This window comes from Anaerobacillus alkalidiazotrophicus (assembly GCF_001866055.1).
Window position 1 is genome coordinate 66,742 of sequence record NZ_MLQS01000023.1, and the last position, 16,162, is coordinate 82,903.

Here is a 16,162-nt window from a genome sequence, read left to right on the forward strand (position 1 = left end):
CCGCCTAATCCCACAGCTTTTTTAACATTGTTATTAGAAAATAACACTACATTTATTTTATCATTTCTTAGCGCTATTCTCACTTTTACAGCATTGGAACTTAGGCCAATTGAAAAAAACTTAGAAGAAGTACTTAGAGCTTTTTCACCTAAGTTTAAAAATAAAAGAAGAATCTATTCACTAGGTGCTAGAGCTGAAAACTTTAGTGATAAGGAAACTTATTCCAACAGTAGTGTAATTTAATATTTTATAAAATTAAAAAGGATAAGAATATATCTCTCATCCTTTTTAATGACGAATAATTTTTTTGTATTTTTCAATTTCCAATAAATATTTTTGTAGCTCTGACTTACATAATTCTTGTTTCTTACATAGTAACGTTTTTGAAATTAAGTTTAATTCATCCTTTAATCCATCAACACGAAACCCTTGATCAATATATTCTTTCACCTTTTTGTAATAGTCAATAATTTCGCTCGTCGTCATTTCTGTATAACACATTTCCATAGTATCACTCCTAGTAGTAGATTTATGTTTTAAGGGTTATAATACTACTTATTTTATACTGCTTGAAAAAGTGCTTCAAACAAATTCGTTCATCAAATTCTTAGTTGATTCGACCTAACTTAAACGTTTTTTCAGTATAATGTAGACGACAATAGAATAGTGTCGATTTTTCTATACTGTTCGCTGCTTCTTTTCATTCTTTGACGATTTCCAGCCTTTTTTATATGTACTAAGGGTTACCCCAGTTAATACAAAAAAAGCACCTATTAAATGTGGAATAGTTAATTGCTCATTTAAAAATACATTTGCCATAATAACAGCTGAAATAGGCATAAAATTTATAAAAATAGATGCCCTTGCTGCCCCTATTTGTTGAATACCATAATAGTACATTATAAAAGAAATAACTGTTACAAAAACACTCATGTGACCAATCGCTACCCAAGCATCTATAGTACTATTTGTTAAATCCGAAACAGTTGTTTCATATAAAGCAAATGGTAGTAAGAACAGTGTTCCAAAACATACCGCATAAGTTGTCGATACAATGGAACTATATTTTCTTAAAACTACTCGACCAATTACACTATAAAGTGCCCAACATATCACTGCTCCAATTAAAATTAAATCGATAGGCTCAAATGCCATAGTTAAAAAAATACTGAGGTTACCATTAGTTATGATGAAGGAAACCCCAAATAAAGCGAAAACTAAACCTACAACTTGATTTTTTAATATTTTCTCTTTCAAAAATAGCGCAGATAATATAATAATTAATACTGGATTAGAAGCAATAAATAAGGAGCTTTTAATAACCGGTGCATGTTTAGATGCTAAGAAAAAGAATATGTTGTAAAAACAAATACCAGTTAAGCCCAGCAATGCAAATAAAAACCAGTCTTCTTTTGTTGGTTTTGGAATATTACGTTCCTTATACCACATTAACGGGAATAGAAGAATTACTGCACCTAAAAATCTGAAAAAAGCAACTGTCGCCGCTTCGAAGCTTTCGATTGCTATTTTTCCTGCAATAAAAGCACTGCCCCATGTACTTGTTGCTAAGAAAAGCATTAGATATATGAGCCACATTTTTTTAATATTCATTAAAACCGATCACCTACTTATTTTTTCGATAATCGAAATATACCTCATTTCCGTTGAATTTTCCATCGTTTTAAATGGAAAAAGGTAAAAAGTCGGAAAAATCCGTCTCTTTACCCTTTTATCCGTTAGCTGTTATGAAGAAACACTCTTCACTTCTTACCAAGGAGATTTTAGTTAATGACAATACGCATCTGTTTCCATGATACCGCGCATATAATCGCCAACCTCATTTTCTGACTGATCATAAAAAATAATCGGATGGAGAGCTTCCCACTGGTCATTTGAATAGGAAAGATTAAAAAAAGATTGATTCATAATGGGAACTTTTTTATGCTCACCTTCATACCTAATTTCTACTGTATCGACATCTTTTGGCTCTTGAATAAAACCAAATGTAACATACGTAAAAGAGTACCCTTGTTGTAACCAAGGACCATCGCTAATAAGGAATGTTCTAATTTTATAATCTGTCTCAATTATCGGAATACCACCAATAGTTAGACGACTATCCCAAATACGTTCATAGCCTGATTCACTCTTAAATAAAAGTTCACTAATTAGCTCTGATTCATTAATTGTGTATAAAACATAAATAATGTCATCATACCTATTTCCTTTTTGTAGAATAGTTAACTGATCATTTTCTTGATGTCCTTCCATAATCGCTTCCTCAACCGAATGAAAAATGACACCTTCACTCATAAACGTATTTTCTACAGAAATAGTTGTCATAACAAAAAGGTAACTAGCAATAAGAAAAATGGTACTACTAATTATTCCTTTAATGATGCGATTATTTATCAATGCTGTACGAATAAGAAAGAAAACACTAATCAAAACCATAATGATAAATACATAACTTACTAAACTAGCTGAAAATACAACGGTTGAATAGGGCCCAACACTTCCGTGAAATTTTTCAAATATGAAAGATGGTTGCGATCGCTCAAGTGTAACTGAAACATTATGAGGAGGTGTAGACTCAGTCATAAGAGCGGTAATAAATAAAACAAATAGGATAAATATACTTTCTAAACGTAACCACTTTTTAGGCCGGAACGAGGAATCTCTTTTTAGTTTCCTTTTAATAATAAATCCATTAATGACACCATATAAAATGATTAACATAAATAAAAGGTGTTTAAGTAGCAAAAATTGCCCATATGATAACATGAATGAATTTGCATACTCAGGTGTAGTTCCACCCATTAAAAACAAACCTGAAATTGTTACGGTTAGAACAGAAGTAATCGCAACTGGTGTGTACCACTTTAAAAATGGAAGCCAATTTTGTTCGTCTTTCGCACATAATCCAATAACAAAGAGAATACCAACCCAAATACTAACACTTAAAAAATGTATCCCATGAGTGATGTAACCAAGATTTGGTTGTAACGACGCCATATGGCTTGCTTTTGAAACAATGAAAATCATAACAATTCCTAACAACAATGCCACAAAATATACGAAACTTTTATCTTTTTTATTTAGTATTATTGTTATTGCTAAAAAAATACCGATAACAACCGTCATCAACCAGATTTTACCTATCGTAAAATTAGTTAATACAAGCTCCAACCCTTGAAAAAAAGAAAGATTAAAAATGTTTGAAACATAAATAACTGAAGAAAAAATCGGTACAAAGCTTAACATAATAATACTTAAAACAACTAAAGCAAAAGCACTTCGTTTTATTTTTATTGATGGACGTTTAGTTGTTGGAACTAAGGTAAGTATTAATCCACCAATTAAAAATGCAAATGACGGATATAACAATGCCTTACTTAATACAACCAAAATTATCCCTTCCTTCTATAAATAAACAGAAATACCGCCAAACCAATTACTATTAGGCTAATAATAAACGGAAGATTAGAGCTTTGTTTATCAGCTATTACGTTTTTGGACTCTTCTTCTCTTAATTCATTTTCACCGTTAAGCACTTCATCCAGTTGCTCGGCCTCTTCAACTTCTTCAACCTTTTCATCTTCGACTTCTTCTTGTACTGGTAAAAGAATTGAAAAGTGGAAAACCCCGTCTGTTGGATGTCCATCATCACCGATAACGGCCCACCGCACTTCATAGTCATCTGTATGCAATGCTTCCTCTAACGTTACATAAATTGTAGGACTCTCAACTATTAATTCCTTAATAGCAATACTATTTTCTTTAGAACCATAGATCTCAACGATACTACTTTTTTCTATGCCAGCGTTAAATACTAACTCAAGTTCAGAGACCCCTTCTTCGATAACTGATCCTTGTTCAGGAAATGAACTTTGTAAGTATGAATGTGCCCCTTTATGGTTAGGAAAAACGAAAATAGGTAAAAACAAAATAAAAATTAGTAGTATTTGCTTCTTCATAAAATTATGACCTCCGCGATCTCAATACCAAGTTATTAACTTTGTTTAATAATATTATTATCATATCAAACTTGTTAAAAGATAGAAAGTAAGATGCTTATGTAGAAATAGCATTAAATATAAAGCTGAACTTCAATCAGTGGGGGTTTTCCTTCATCCCCCACTGATTGTTAGTTCAACTTATACCACAGGCATAAGAATAACTAATCATCAGCTATCACTGATGAAAGTTATTCTATATCGGACCTTTAGGGGCAGTTTATCCCCCACCTAAACTTCTCGATTTTCTTAAGTTTTGAGGTGGGGGTCTTACTTGCCCCTTAAGTGTGGGATAAATGTGTTTCCTAATAAATTACTTAGGGAGCTAAAGTTTTATTTTCCAAACCATTATATATTTCTAACTATCGATTCGAGGGTTAAGTAACCCTTTATGTTTTCACTTCGCCTTTTTTGTACTTATAATTTTCTTACTTGAAAGTTTTCTTCTATTAATAACCAATTTTGTGGGAATGGTAAACCTAACTTCCAATAACTAACCCCTCTTAGTCCTAGTTCTTTTAATAAATTGAATTTTGCTTGGATGCTCCTTGCATCCTCAAACCATACGATATGTTCATTTCCTTCATCATCTACATATTCAAAAAAAGGTGCTTGCGCAACATAATCATACTCAATTGATACATTTCTATCTCTTGCTAATTCTATCGCAGCTTGGGGACTAAGCGCTCTAGCGTACTCTCCACCAGGAACGTAAGGTAACGTCCAATCATAACCATATAAATTTTGTCCCATCATAATTTTTTCCCCTGGCATTTCAGTAAGAGCATATTCTAATACTTCTCGCACTGGTCCAATTGGAGACACTGGCATTGGAGGACCACCACTATATCCCCATTCGTACGTCATTATAACGACAAAATCAACAATTTCACCATGAGCACGATAATCATGAGCTTCATACCATGGTCCAGGTTGATCAGCTCTAGTTTTCGGAGCTAATGCTGTTGAAATTAACAAACCTTCTGCTCGTATTCTATCTGCCGCTTTTCTTAAAAATTGATTATAAGCGTCTCGATCTTCTGGTCTTAAGAACTCCAAGTCAAAATGAATATCACTATAGCCAACCCTACGCGCCTCTTCGATAATGGTTGTTAAGAGAACATCTTGCAAAGCTTGATCATTTAAAATAATCGCGCCCACTTCATCACTAAACTGACCACCTTCCAAATTAGTGACGACCATCATTAATGTCGCTTGATGGTTAGCAGCAATTTGCGGTAATTCTCCTAATGGTGGTTCTCGCAATGTCCCATCTCTTTCTATTTCATAACTGAATGGTGCTAAATAAGTCAAATGAGGAGCTGCTCTTCTTGATGCATCAAGTAAAGCTTCACTAACAAACCCTCCCATTGGTTCCACATAAGCGTTCGTTTCTTTTACTGGTCTCGCTAGAGGTGGAATATACAATCTCATTCCAACAGGTAATATAGCTTCCACAGGAATTTGATTTATTTGAGCTAGGCTGTAATAATTAATTCCGTACCTTTGAGCAATAGACCAAAGGCTATCCCCTTGTTGGACCCAATAAAATCGTCCCACTATAGGAATTACGATTGTTTGACCAATAACTAGTCTACCTGGATCTGGAATTTCATTAGCAGCTACTATATTTTCTTCCGTGGTGCCGTAAGCTTGTGCAATTCCATAAAGTGTTTGACCTGCTTGTATTGTATGAATCTGCAATTACATTTCCCTCCCATTTCTATTAGTAATATTTTATTTACTTTAATGAATTTCACAATTCATTACTCTGCCACTAGATACTATAAATAGTTACGCAGAATGTTTCATAACTAACATATAGAATTAAACAGCTCGTTTTGAAAATTATGAAATTCACTCACTTCAATTAATATTACGATAGGAAGGACGCACATATGTCATTTTAATCAGCGCATAGTGCATTGCTTCAAACATTACGAGTCTTATTGCCCCTTAAGAGTGGGATAGATTTTGCGACAAATAAATCTATCCCATGATAATTATGATAAAATGAAGAAGTTCAAAAAGAACCTACAAATGGAAGGATTATTTTTTTAGGAGTGACATCATGAACAAAGGGATTTTATTTATTTTTTACCTTTTAATCGCCGTAGCGATCTATTTATTTCAAGAAGAACTTCTCATTTGGTTTCAAGAGACAAGGGAGATCTCGATTTTTCTGACTATGTTTATTGCAACATTATTTGCTCTATTCCCAATAATCCCCTTTCCTATTATCGGTGGGATTATTGGTGCAATGTATGGCACCTTTTTAGGTGGATTTGTAACGTGGGTCGCTTCAACAGCTGCCTCACTAATTATGTTTTTATTTATTCGTTTCGTCTTCCAAAACTGGGGATTAAAAGTTATTAACCGTTATAAAAGGTTAGAACTGGTGACAGTCATGTTCGAGAGAAATGCCTTTATAACTATTTTAGTTTCTCGTCTCATTCCCTTTATTCCATCGATTGTAGTAAATGCATATAGCGCTGTGAGTCGAGTTTCTTTTATAAGCTATTCAGTTGCCTCAAGTCTAGGTAAAATTCCTGCCATGCTTTTATTTGCTGTATTAGGACATTCGTTTGTTTCTACTAACCAAGAAGTCATTTTTGTAGTTGGTATTTATGGACTTATCATTTTGATTACAATTTATTTGTACACTCGTTGGAAAAAATCTATTGTTGTAAAAGAAACGAAATAACAAAAGAGGATGAAACGTTAATTAGCATAGCTAATTACAAAGTTCATCCTCTTTATGTTTTAATAATAAGTATTCTTGCTTTCACCCAAAAGCAAAGCTTGATTAAGATTGCTCCAATAAAGGCACCTAACGTATTTAATATCACATCATCAATATTGGATACCCTATACGTAAATAAAAATTGACTCGTTTCAATGAAGAGTGAAAGGAACATCCCCATCATTGTAGTAGCTATAATTGATTTACGTAACCTTTTCATTACTATCGGTGCTAAAAAACCAAAAGGCAAGAACAGTACAATATTACCAACTAGTATCTTTAAAGGATCCATAATAGTTGGACTAAATACAGCAATTCGATAAATACTTCGAAATGGAATAATATTATAATTTCTTCCCCCTGGGCCAACCGGTCCTAAAGATGCACCATAATTCCATGCAAATAGAGTCAAATAGATAACCAACGTTAAATAAAGAAAGAAACAGATAATTAATACACTTTTCATTTTCTTTTGTATCGGTTTAGTTGAATGTTGATTAAAATGGTTATTTTTATTTTGCGGTTGAATATCCAACACTTCCTTTTAAGACGTTTCTACTCCATTATTAACGGTCAACCCTATTTTGACAAGTACTATTTTTTCGGATAGTTAGACATATTTTGCGACAAAGTCAAAAGGTAAAAGCTTACAGTTTTTTGAGTTTGAATGAGTGCATAATAAAACTAGTTCTACATTTATCCTTTTATATAAAATGGAAAAGGAGTGATAATAAATGCATACGATGTGGAAAGGCTCCATCAGCTTTGGTTTAGTCCATATTCCAATTAAACTTTTTTCTGCCACTGAAAATAAAGATATCAAACTTAGAATGATACACAAAGAATGCAATAGTCCAATTAAATACGAACGAACATGTCCAGTCTGTGAAAAAGAAGTTGAAAATCATGAAATTATTAAAGGGTATGAATATGAACCAGGACAATTTGTTCTATTAGAAGAAGAGGATTTAGAAAAACTAGAAAAAGAACAGAACAAAAGCGTTGAGATCATTGACTTTGTAAAGTTAGAAGAAATAGACCCAATTTATTTTAATCGATCTTACTTTATTGGACCAAACGACAATGGACAAAAAGCATATATGTTATTAAAACAAGCAATGGAACAATCAGGTAAGATTGGAATTGCTAAAATTACGATCCGCTCTAAACAACATTTAGCTGTTGTCAGAGTTTTTAAGAATGCACTAGTTCTAGAAACCATTTACTTTCCTGATGAAGTACGAAACATTGAACAAGTTCCAGGAATACCGGAAAATATTGAATTAAGTACGAAAGAAATGGATACAGCTATACAATTAATTGAACAGTTAACAACAACTTTTAACCCTGAGAAATATACCGATGATTACCGTACTGCTCTTATGGATTTAATCCAAACGAAAATTACTGGAAACGAAGTTCGTACGGCTAAAGAAGCACCACAAACAAATGTTGTTGATTTAATGGAAGCTCTGCAAGCAAGTATTGATCAAACAAAACCGAAAAAACGAAGAACAACTAGGAAGAAGAAAGCGACTGGTTAAGATTGAAATTATTAAAACCAATGTTACCTACACTCGTAACGGAAATACCTAAGGGTCCTAATTGGTTATATGAAGTGAAGTACGATGGGTTTCGAGCAATGATTTATATTAATGAAACGGAATCAAAAATCATTAGTCGGAACCTAAAACTGTTAAATGAACAATTTCCCGAGATAAATCTTCTCTTTCGACGACTATCTACACATTTAAAGTTACCTATTATATTAGATGGTGAACTTTGTGTATTAGAAACAGACATGAAAGCTAATTTTGATAAAATCCAAAAAAGAGGACGATTACGAAATAAAGACAAGATTGAACAAGCAGAAGATTTATACCCTGTGACTTTTCTAGCTTTTGACTTACTAATGGAAAATGGAATGTCACTGACAGAAAAAACACTCACAGATCGAAAGAAACATCTTATAAAACTCTTCAAAGAGGTAGAGCATACCCATTTATTTAAAATCGTCCAACCTTATGAAGATGAAATAAAACTTTGGGATTCAATTAAAAGAGAACATGGTGAAGGAATTATCGCCAAGCAAAAAGAAAGTAGTTGGATTGAGGGACAACGATCTAAACAATGGTTAAAAATAAAGAACATGTCAATTGCCACGTTTTTTATTATCGGTTATGACGAAACGAACGCTTTTTTTCATATTGGTTGTATTCATAATCGAATAGTTAAGATGATCGGTAAAGTAGGACAAGGCTTTTCCAAAGAAGAAAAAGAAGCATTAATTGATATTGTAAAAAAAAATAGCCATAAAAAACATCAACATATCCTTTATGTTCAACCTGGAATTTGTATTGAAGTTGAATTTTTAGAGATGAGTAAAAATGAGCTAAGACATCCAAAATTTCGTCGATTTCGATTTGATAAACATTGGGAGGATTGTTTATGGGAAGCAATACCCATGGGATAACGATTGATGGAGAACAAATAAACATAACAAATATAGACAAAATTCTTTGGCCGGAATTAACCATTAAAAAATACGACTATTTAAAGTACTTATCAGTTGTAGCTCCTTTTATGCTTCCCTTTTTAAAAGATCGGTTATTAACAGTCATACGCTTTCCTAATGGCGTTAACCAAGAATCCTTTTATCAAAAAAATTGTCCGGATTATGCGCCACCATTTGTAGATACAAAACAAATAGATAATATTAATTACATCGTTTGCTCTAAACTTGCTACATTATTTTGGTTAGGAAATCAAGCAGCTATTGAATTTCATATTCCTTATCAAACCGTTTACAGTAATAACCCTTATGAAATCGTCTTAGACTTAGACCCACCATCTCAAAACGAATTTTCGTTAGCTATCGAAGCAGCTTTAATATTAAATGAGACGTTTGAGCATTTAAAACTCGACTCATTTGTTAAAACTTCTGGAAATAAAGGGTTACAAATATATATACCTTTAAATGGACACTTCACATATGAGGAAACGAGAATTTTCACTAGTTTTATCGCAAAATATTTAGAAACAAAATATCCAGAAGCATTTACAACCGAACGTCTAAAGAGAAAACGTCAAAACCGACTATATATTGACTTTTTACAGCACGGGGAGGGAAAAACTATCATTGCACCCTACTCACTTAGAGGCAATCATGAGGCCCTTATGGCTACCCCCTTGCATTGGTCTGAAGTAACAAACAAACTTCATCCATCACAATTTTCTATGACAGAAGTGATAGCAAGGTTACAAAGTGGGACCAACCCTTTTAAAGATTTTTTTGATATCGAAAATAAAGAAGCATTTAAAAAAGTATTAGAAACCATAAAACAGGCTAGCTATTAATTTTTTTACTTAATAGCTAGCCTACGTTTCGTAATGCAGTTATTTTCTTTTTCACTACCCTTTAGGAGGTACGTAGTCTGGGTTTTCATTTCCTTTAGTCGCCATTTTTTTACCGTTATTTATATCAGATTCACGAGGTTGAGTACCTAAATGATTAGGTCTAAATTTATCGAAAGCATGTTTTGATTTAGCCAATTTTAATTCCCCCCTTCATGATATTAATATTAGCTATCATCAACTCCAATATGTTATGAAGCTGTTTCAGCATTTTCAATAAAGTGGGAAAAACTGAAAATAGTAAAGGTAAAGCCGAATATTGGCTTTACCAGTTTTCTTTTAAACGTTGATAATGCTTATTATCAAGGCGTTCTTCAATTTTTTCAATTGCTTCTTCATCATTTAAAAGCTCTTTTTTATTTTTACTTACTAACTCATCAAATGACATCTTTCTAAATTTCCTCATTTTTCTCGCCCTCTTTGATGTATTCTTGATTTTACAGAATGTTCTTTATCATTATCAACGTCTGGGCTTCTATTTAAACATAATTATTTGAAAATTTCCTTTTTTATTTTATCTACACGGTAATTTTTTTGACTCACGTAAATTTGACCCGATTCATCCATTGTCATCAGAAAACAATCAGAATGATCGTTTATCCCATGTTTTTTTAATTGTTCTTCAAGCCATCCTTTAGTACCTACTTTTTTCAAGTTTACATCGACAATAATTCCATCTTGAATTAGCACAGTCGGATATCCTTTAGGAGCTACTTGCTTTAACATATCATTTGGTGTTAGGGAATCATATTGACTTTTTTTAATCACACTTATTTGTCCGTTCGCCTCTAAAATCGCATAATCGATCTCTGATAAATCAGTTGCGCTTTGTAGACGCAAGTCCATTAATAGTGATTCTACTGTCATTTTTACTTTTCTCATTTCTTTATTTAATATTTTTCCTTTTTCAATTATAATAATCGGCTCATCCTCAATAATTCGTCTGAATCTAGGTGTTTTTAAAGCAATAATGGACAAAAACAAATGTATGCCAGCTATTAATGCTGCCGATGCTAATGGGCCAGCGAGAGGAATATCTCCGCTTGACAACGGTTCACCAACAACATCACCAATAATTACAGCAAAAAGAAAATCTATTGGATTGAGCGCTACCATTGAACGTTGTCCTAAAATTTTAATAATAACAAAAACATAAATATAGACAATTACTGCACGTATCAAAAATCCATAAACCGGCAAACTCTCTGCACCAGTCCAAAAATCAAACATAATGACAACCCATCCTTATCCTATATGTATAACTTGGCTCAATTAGGACATAGCCTAATGAGCCAAACTTTATTATTAATTTTGATTAAATTGCGGTTCTTGTTGTAGGATTTGTTGATAGCGCCCCTCTAATTGTGTAACAATACCTCTTTGTTGTTGGGCTAGTTGACTATATAATTGTTTCGCCTGTTGGTTTTCAGTTTCTAATGAAAACTGAGTTAGGCTTGCTTCAACACTTTGAGCAGAAGCAATAGCTTGCTGCATTTGTGTTTGTACAGTCATGTCAAATCCTCCTAATCATTTTTCATTTTTTCTGCTTCTATTTCAGAAAATGTTGATAATTCAGAAGCATGATTTTTCTTTCCCATTTGCTTTTTATTATTGTTTCTTTGCGCGTTAGCATTACCTTTCTTTTGCCTTCCCACTATTAATTCCCCTCCTTTCAAATCTATTTCATTTGTAGTATTTTCAACTCCTTACTAAAATATTTCATTTTTTGAGTACGCTATTACATGCATGATTCATAAATTGAGTGCAAATCATAAACTTTAGGTTACTAAAAGGAGGCGTTTAAGATGAGTGAAATGACAAATAAAGCAATTGAATTGTTGCTACAAGAGTTACAGGGATGGGTTGGTTATGAAATAACAATTGAAAAAAAGGAGAGAAATGATTTAGATAAAAATACATTAGCTTTAAGAGGTGTTGAGATTGTAAATCAAATTGAGGACGAAGATGACTATGTAGACCCACACACAATACAATTAAAAGGGAATGGAACCGTACTACAAAAAAATGGTAACACCTTTAAGTTACCTTTAGATAGCTACGAACTACCAATACATGAGCTTTACTCGATCGAAGCATCTAGTGAATTGTTGACAGTAAAAACAGACCGTGCCACATATATTTTGAAAAAGTAAGAAAGAGGGTCAAATTTACATATGTAAATTTGACCCTCTTTACTAATTCATACAGTCTAATTAGGCATTCGCCTTTTCTTCAGCAAGCTTAGCGCGAAGAACCATTTGTAAAATACCACCGTGGCGATAGTAGTCAATTTCGACTTCACTATCGAATCGAGCGATAACTTCGAATTCCTTCTCTTCACCAGTTTCATGATTTGTTGCAATAACAGTAACTAGATCTCTAGGTCTAATATCATTAGATACTTTAACAGTTAACGCTTCTTTTCCAGTTAAACCTAATACGTCTGCATTTTCCCCTTCTTTAAATTGAAGTGGTAATACCCCCATTAACACTAGGTTACTGCGGTGAATTCTTTCAAAGCTTTCAGCAATAACAGTTTTAATTCCTAGTAAGTTTGTTCCTTTTGCAGCCCAGTCACGAGAACTTCCCATACCATAATCTTTGCCTGCAAGAACGACTAATCCTGTTCCTACTTCTTTATACTTCATGCAAGCATCATAAATAGCCATAACTTCTCCTGTAGGCCAATACGTTGTGTATCCACCTTCTGTACCAGGAGCAATTTGGTTTCTAATACGAATATTTGCAAAAGTTCCTCTCATCATTACCTCATGGTTGCCTCGACGAGATCCATAAGAATTAAAGTCAGCTGGTGTTAACCCTTTTGAAATTAAATACTTACCAGCAGGTGTATCTTTTCCAATTGAGCCTGCAGGAGAGATGTGGTCTGTAGTTACAGAATCACCAAGTTTTGCAACAACAGTTAATCCTGTAAGTTCTTTTACTTCCTCCGGCTCAGGTGAAAGGTTTTCAAAGAACGGTGGATTTTGAATATACGTTGATTCAGTATCCCACGTATAAAGGTTTTCTTCTGTTGTTTTCAGCTCATTCCAACGCTCATTTTCTTCAAATACACGCTCATATTCATTTTTGAATAATTCAGGTTTTACTGCTTTAGACATTGCTTCCTTAACTTCATCTGTTGATGGCCAAAGATCCTTAAAGTAAACATCATTTCCATCCTGATCTTTTCCAAATGAATCATTTAACAGATCAAAATTCACATTGCCAGCTAAAGCATAGGCAACTACAAGTGGTGGTGAAGCTAAGTAATTTGCTTTTACCAACGCATGAATTCTTCCTTCAAAGTTACGGTTTCCACTAAGAACTGAAGTAACTGTCAGGTCGTTTTCAGCGATCGCTTTTTCAATTTCTATAGGAAGTGGGCCACTGTTACCAATACATGTAGTACATCCGTACCCAACAGTATTAAATCCTAGTTTATCAAGGTATGTTGTTAACCCAGCTTCATTTAAATACCCTGTAACAACCTTAGATCCTGGTGCTAAGCTAGTTTTTACGAACGCTGGAACTTTCAAACCTTTTTCCACTGCTTTTTTCGCAAGTAATCCCGCTCCTAGCATAACAAATGGATTAGATGTATTTGTACAGCTAGTAATAGCTGCAATCATCACAGCTCCTGTACCAAATGTGGATGTTTCTCCATTTGGATGTGTCACAGTAACTGATTTAGCAATTTCGTCATCACTTAAATCAAATCCACTGCTTCCTGCTGGTGCCTTTAATGCTTTTTCCCACTCAGTTTTCATCTTAGAAAGTGGAATTAAGTCTTGTGGACGTTTAGGGCCCGAAAGGTTTGGTTCGATTTCAGATAAATCAATTTCAACTATATCTGTAAAAATAGGATCTTCTAAATCAGAAGTATAGAACAAACTGTTTGCCTTACAGTACTCTTCGACAATCTTAATTTGTTCTTCACTTCTGCCAGTTAGACGTAAATAATTAAGGGCTTCTTCATCAACTGGGAAGAATCCACATGTTGCACCATATTCAGGTGCCATATTAGAAACTGTTGCACGATCAGCTAAAGGCATTTCCGAAAGACCTGGTCCAAAGAACTCCACGAACTTTCCAACAACATTCTTTTGACGAAGAACTTGCGTTACTTTTAATGCTAAATCTGTAGCTGTTGTACCATTTGGTAAAGTTCCTACAAGTTTAACTCCAATAACTTCTGGAACTGGGAAATAGGATGGTTGCTTAAGCATTCCTGCTTCTGCCTCAATACCACCAACACCCCAGCCAAGAATTCCAAGTCCATTAATCATCGTTGTATGTGAATCTGTTCCTACTAACGAATCAGGAAATGCTTCAAATTCTCCGTTTTGTTCAACTGTTTGAACAACACTTGCCAAGTATTCAAGGTTAACTTGGTGGACAATACCAGTCGCTGGTGGAACTGCACGATAATTATCAAATGATTTTTGAGCCCAACTTAAGAACTTATAACGTTCTTCATTTCTAGCAAATTCCAAATCCATATTTTTTTCTAAAGAGTCATCTGCGCCGAATTCATCAACTTGTACAGAATGGTCTACTACAAGGTCTACCGGAATCGCTGGGTTAATCTTATTCGGATCTCCACCTAAGTCAGCCATTGCTTTACGTAAAGAAGCTAAATCGACGACTGCAGGAACGCCAGTAAAGTCTTGCAAAATTACACGAGAGGGTTTAAAAGGAACATCAATATCCTTAACTTCACTTGTCCCCCATTTTGCTAAGTTTGTTACATGTTCTTCTTTAATTACTGATCCGTCATATTGTCTTAAAACAGATTCTAGTAAAATCTTAATAGAGTAAGGTAATTTTGTTACATTCCCAACTCCTGCTTCTTCTAGAGATTTAAGGTTGTAATAATTATACTTTTTACCGTTTACTTGAAACGATGAACGTGCGTTATACAAATTATTTTCATTCATATGTAAAACCCTCCTTCTACATTATCTTACAACACATTTTTTCAATTGTCTAAATACTTATTTAAAAATAAGGGTAAAAAATCCTTCTGGCAACGCTTTCCTACCTCCTTCATTCCACGTTTTTTCTCTTATCATTTACCTATTCCCGACTAGTTTTTGTTTCTTTTTCAATTTCATATCATAGAAAACATTAATCTAGAAAAAATAGTAGTAAAGAAATGGAGGTGTGTAATATGGCAAAAAGAAAAGCAAATCATGTAAGACCTGGTATGAATGATGCTAGTGCTCAAGGCATCGGCACAGGATACAACGAAGAATTCTCAAATGAGCCTCTTACAGCAGAACAAAAGCAATTCAATAAAAAAACGAAAAAAAGACAATAAGGGAAACAACAGAAAAACTCCACAGGTAACTGTGGAGTAATCTTTAAACTAACGTTTAACTCATACGATCCAAATTTCCTTTTATTTCTGCTAGCTCATTCTGAAATTTCTCTAACTCATGTCGTTGATGTTCTGATGCATTGCGTAAAGCTTTATCAATCACTTGTTCAGCTTCCATAACTTCTTGTTCAGCTTGTTTAAAATGGTGACCAAAATCCTCATCGTTAGGTATTAAATTATTTGTTGCTTGCTGAGCTTGAACAAATGCTTGTTGTGCTGCTTGGAATGCTTGTTGCTTGTTTTTAATGTATGGCAAAACAAACTCCCCCTTTTTAGCTATTGTACTTTATTAGTTTTTATTATCGAATGAAAATCTATTCACGCTATAGATGAATAGTTTTTCAATTACACTTAAATAATAAATAAAGTAATATAGTTTATTTTTTGGAGGGGTAAGTAGTGACTGAGAAAAATACGTATAAAGACCAACGAAAAAATGCACCAAAAGGACATAACCCTGGTCAACCTGAACCATTAAGCGGATCCAAAAAAGTTAAAAAGCATAATCACGTCGGTCAAACTGATGGCGAGAGCTAACTAAAAAGGGTTTAAACTCCTAACGGGTTCAGCTAAAGGCTCCAAGATGAAAAATGCAGATAAATTGGC

Annotated in this window: 20 protein-coding genes; 7 read left to right on the forward strand and 13 right to left on the reverse strand. The window is 33.7% G+C overall.

What is annotated here, in order from left to right; all coding sequences use genetic code 11:
* Nucleotides 1–288: 288 nt before the first annotated feature.
* The 5 genes from BKP45_RS14755 to BKP45_RS14775 form a co-directional block, all read right to left on the reverse strand.
* Entirely contained in the window at nucleotides 289–507 is a 219-nt protein-coding gene (locus BKP45_RS14755; protein ID WP_071390462.1) for a hypothetical protein, read from the reverse strand.
* A gap of 171 nt (nucleotides 508–678) precedes the next feature.
* Nucleotides 679–1,611, reverse strand: a complete 933-nt coding sequence (locus BKP45_RS14760) for a DMT family transporter (RefSeq protein ID WP_071390463.1) — start codon at nucleotides 1,609–1,611, stop codon at nucleotides 679–681.
* Nucleotides 1,612–1,785: 174 nt separating this feature from the next.
* The gene (locus tag BKP45_RS14765) at nucleotides 1,786–3,408 is read right to left on the reverse strand and encodes a CopD family protein (RefSeq protein ID WP_071390464.1); all 1,623 of its coding nucleotides are present in this window, start codon (nucleotides 3,406–3,408) and stop codon (nucleotides 1,786–1,788) included.
* A 2-nt stretch (nucleotides 3,409–3,410) separates the two neighbouring features.
* On the reverse strand, nucleotides 3,411–3,977 hold the full coding sequence (locus tag BKP45_RS14770) for a copper resistance CopC family protein (RefSeq protein WP_071390465.1): 567 nt from the start codon (nucleotides 3,975–3,977) through the stop codon (nucleotides 3,411–3,413).
* A 456-nt stretch (nucleotides 3,978–4,433) separates the two neighbouring features.
* Entirely contained in the window at nucleotides 4,434–5,720 is a 1,287-nt protein-coding gene (locus tag BKP45_RS14775) for a glycoside hydrolase family 18 protein (protein WP_071390466.1), read from the reverse strand.
* A 367-nt stretch (nucleotides 5,721–6,087) separates the two neighbouring features.
* On the opposite strand from BKP45_RS14775, the gene BKP45_RS14780 reads away from it, so the two are divergent.
* A complete protein-coding gene (locus tag BKP45_RS14780) occupies nucleotides 6,088–6,720 on the forward strand; it encodes a TVP38/TMEM64 family protein (protein WP_084787992.1) in 633 nt (210 codons plus the stop codon).
* A 52-nt stretch (nucleotides 6,721–6,772) separates the two neighbouring features.
* Here the strand turns inward: BKP45_RS14780 and BKP45_RS14785 are convergent, their stop codons facing one another.
* Complete coding sequence (locus tag BKP45_RS14785) at nucleotides 6,773–7,294, reverse strand: VanZ family protein (protein WP_322788165.1); 522 nt, start codon at nucleotides 7,292–7,294, stop codon at nucleotides 6,773–6,775.
* Between the two features lie 199 nt (nucleotides 7,295–7,493).
* Between BKP45_RS14785 and ku the strand changes: the two genes are divergently transcribed.
* From ku to ligD (BKP45_RS21710), 3 genes are read left to right on the forward strand one after another with little or no spacing between them, the layout of a single operon-like run.
* Nucleotides 7,494–8,303, forward strand: a complete 810-nt coding sequence (gene ku / locus BKP45_RS14790) for a non-homologous end joining protein Ku (protein WP_071390468.1) — start codon at nucleotides 7,494–7,496, stop codon at nucleotides 8,301–8,303.
* A gap of 2 nt (nucleotides 8,304–8,305) precedes the next feature.
* On the forward strand, nucleotides 8,306–9,232 hold the full coding sequence (gene ligD / locus BKP45_RS21705; RefSeq protein ID WP_084787994.1) for a non-homologous end-joining DNA ligase: 927 nt from the start codon (nucleotides 8,306–8,308) through the stop codon (nucleotides 9,230–9,232).
* The gene (ligD, locus tag BKP45_RS21710) at nucleotides 9,208–10,116 is read left to right on the forward strand and encodes a non-homologous end-joining DNA ligase (RefSeq protein WP_084787996.1); all 909 of its coding nucleotides are present in this window, start codon (nucleotides 9,208–9,210) and stop codon (nucleotides 10,114–10,116) included. The genes ligD (BKP45_RS21705) and ligD (BKP45_RS21710) overlap by 25 nt, the downstream gene beginning before the upstream one ends.
* A gap of 54 nt (nucleotides 10,117–10,170) precedes the next feature.
* On the opposite strand, the gene BKP45_RS14800 is transcribed toward ligD (BKP45_RS21710), so the two are convergent.
* From BKP45_RS14800 to BKP45_RS23360, 5 genes are all read right to left on the reverse strand, one after another.
* Nucleotides 10,171–10,311, reverse strand: coding sequence for an acid-soluble spore protein N (locus BKP45_RS14800; RefSeq protein WP_071390469.1), 141 nt, complete (start codon nucleotides 10,309–10,311; stop codon nucleotides 10,171–10,173).
* A 127-nt stretch (nucleotides 10,312–10,438) separates the two neighbouring features.
* Nucleotides 10,439–10,579 carry an FbpB family small basic protein gene (locus BKP45_RS21715; protein WP_084034658.1) on the reverse strand — a complete coding sequence of 47 codons (141 nt, stop codon included), beginning with the start codon at nucleotides 10,577–10,579 and terminating at the stop codon, nucleotides 10,439–10,441.
* A gap of 83 nt (nucleotides 10,580–10,662) precedes the next feature.
* Entirely contained in the window at nucleotides 10,663–11,403 is a 741-nt protein-coding gene (locus tag BKP45_RS14805; RefSeq protein WP_071390470.1) for a DUF421 domain-containing protein, read from the reverse strand.
* A gap of 75 nt (nucleotides 11,404–11,478) precedes the next feature.
* Nucleotides 11,479–11,685, reverse strand: a complete 207-nt coding sequence (locus BKP45_RS14810) for a DUF1657 domain-containing protein (protein ID WP_071390471.1) — start codon at nucleotides 11,683–11,685, stop codon at nucleotides 11,479–11,481.
* A gap of 11 nt (nucleotides 11,686–11,696) precedes the next feature.
* Nucleotides 11,697–11,828 carry a hypothetical protein gene (locus BKP45_RS23360; RefSeq protein WP_281243046.1) on the reverse strand — a complete coding sequence of 44 codons (132 nt, stop codon included), beginning with the start codon at nucleotides 11,826–11,828 and terminating at the stop codon, nucleotides 11,697–11,699.
* A gap of 150 nt (nucleotides 11,829–11,978) precedes the next feature.
* Between BKP45_RS23360 and BKP45_RS14815 the strand changes: the two genes are divergently transcribed.
* Nucleotides 11,979–12,326: a hypothetical protein gene (locus BKP45_RS14815; RefSeq protein ID WP_071390472.1), complete on the forward strand. Its 348-nt coding sequence runs from the start codon at nucleotides 11,979–11,981 to the stop codon at nucleotides 12,324–12,326.
* Nucleotides 12,327–12,386: 60 nt separating this feature from the next.
* On the opposite strand, the gene acnA is transcribed toward BKP45_RS14815, so the two are convergent.
* Nucleotides 12,387–15,113, reverse strand: a complete 2,727-nt coding sequence (gene acnA / locus BKP45_RS14820) for an aconitate hydratase AcnA (protein WP_071390473.1) — start codon at nucleotides 15,111–15,113, stop codon at nucleotides 12,387–12,389.
* Nucleotides 15,114–15,346: 233 nt separating this feature from the next.
* On the opposite strand from acnA, the gene sspO reads away from it, so the two are divergent.
* A complete protein-coding gene (gene sspO / locus BKP45_RS14825) occupies nucleotides 15,347–15,496 on the forward strand; it encodes a small acid-soluble spore protein O (protein ID WP_071309625.1) in 150 nt (49 codons plus the stop codon).
* Nucleotides 15,497–15,551: 55 nt separating this feature from the next.
* Here sspO and BKP45_RS14830 read toward each other — a convergent pair whose 3' ends face one another.
* A complete protein-coding gene (locus tag BKP45_RS14830) occupies nucleotides 15,552–15,812 on the reverse strand; it encodes a hypothetical protein (RefSeq protein ID WP_071390474.1) in 261 nt (86 codons plus the stop codon).
* 143 nt (nucleotides 15,813–15,955) lie between these two features.
* Between BKP45_RS14830 and BKP45_RS14835 the strand changes: the two genes are divergently transcribed.
* Nucleotides 15,956–16,093, forward strand: a complete 138-nt coding sequence (locus tag BKP45_RS14835) for a small acid-soluble spore protein P (RefSeq protein WP_071309627.1) — start codon at nucleotides 15,956–15,958, stop codon at nucleotides 16,091–16,093.
* The last annotated feature ends 69 nt before the right edge of the window (nucleotides 16,094–16,162 follow it).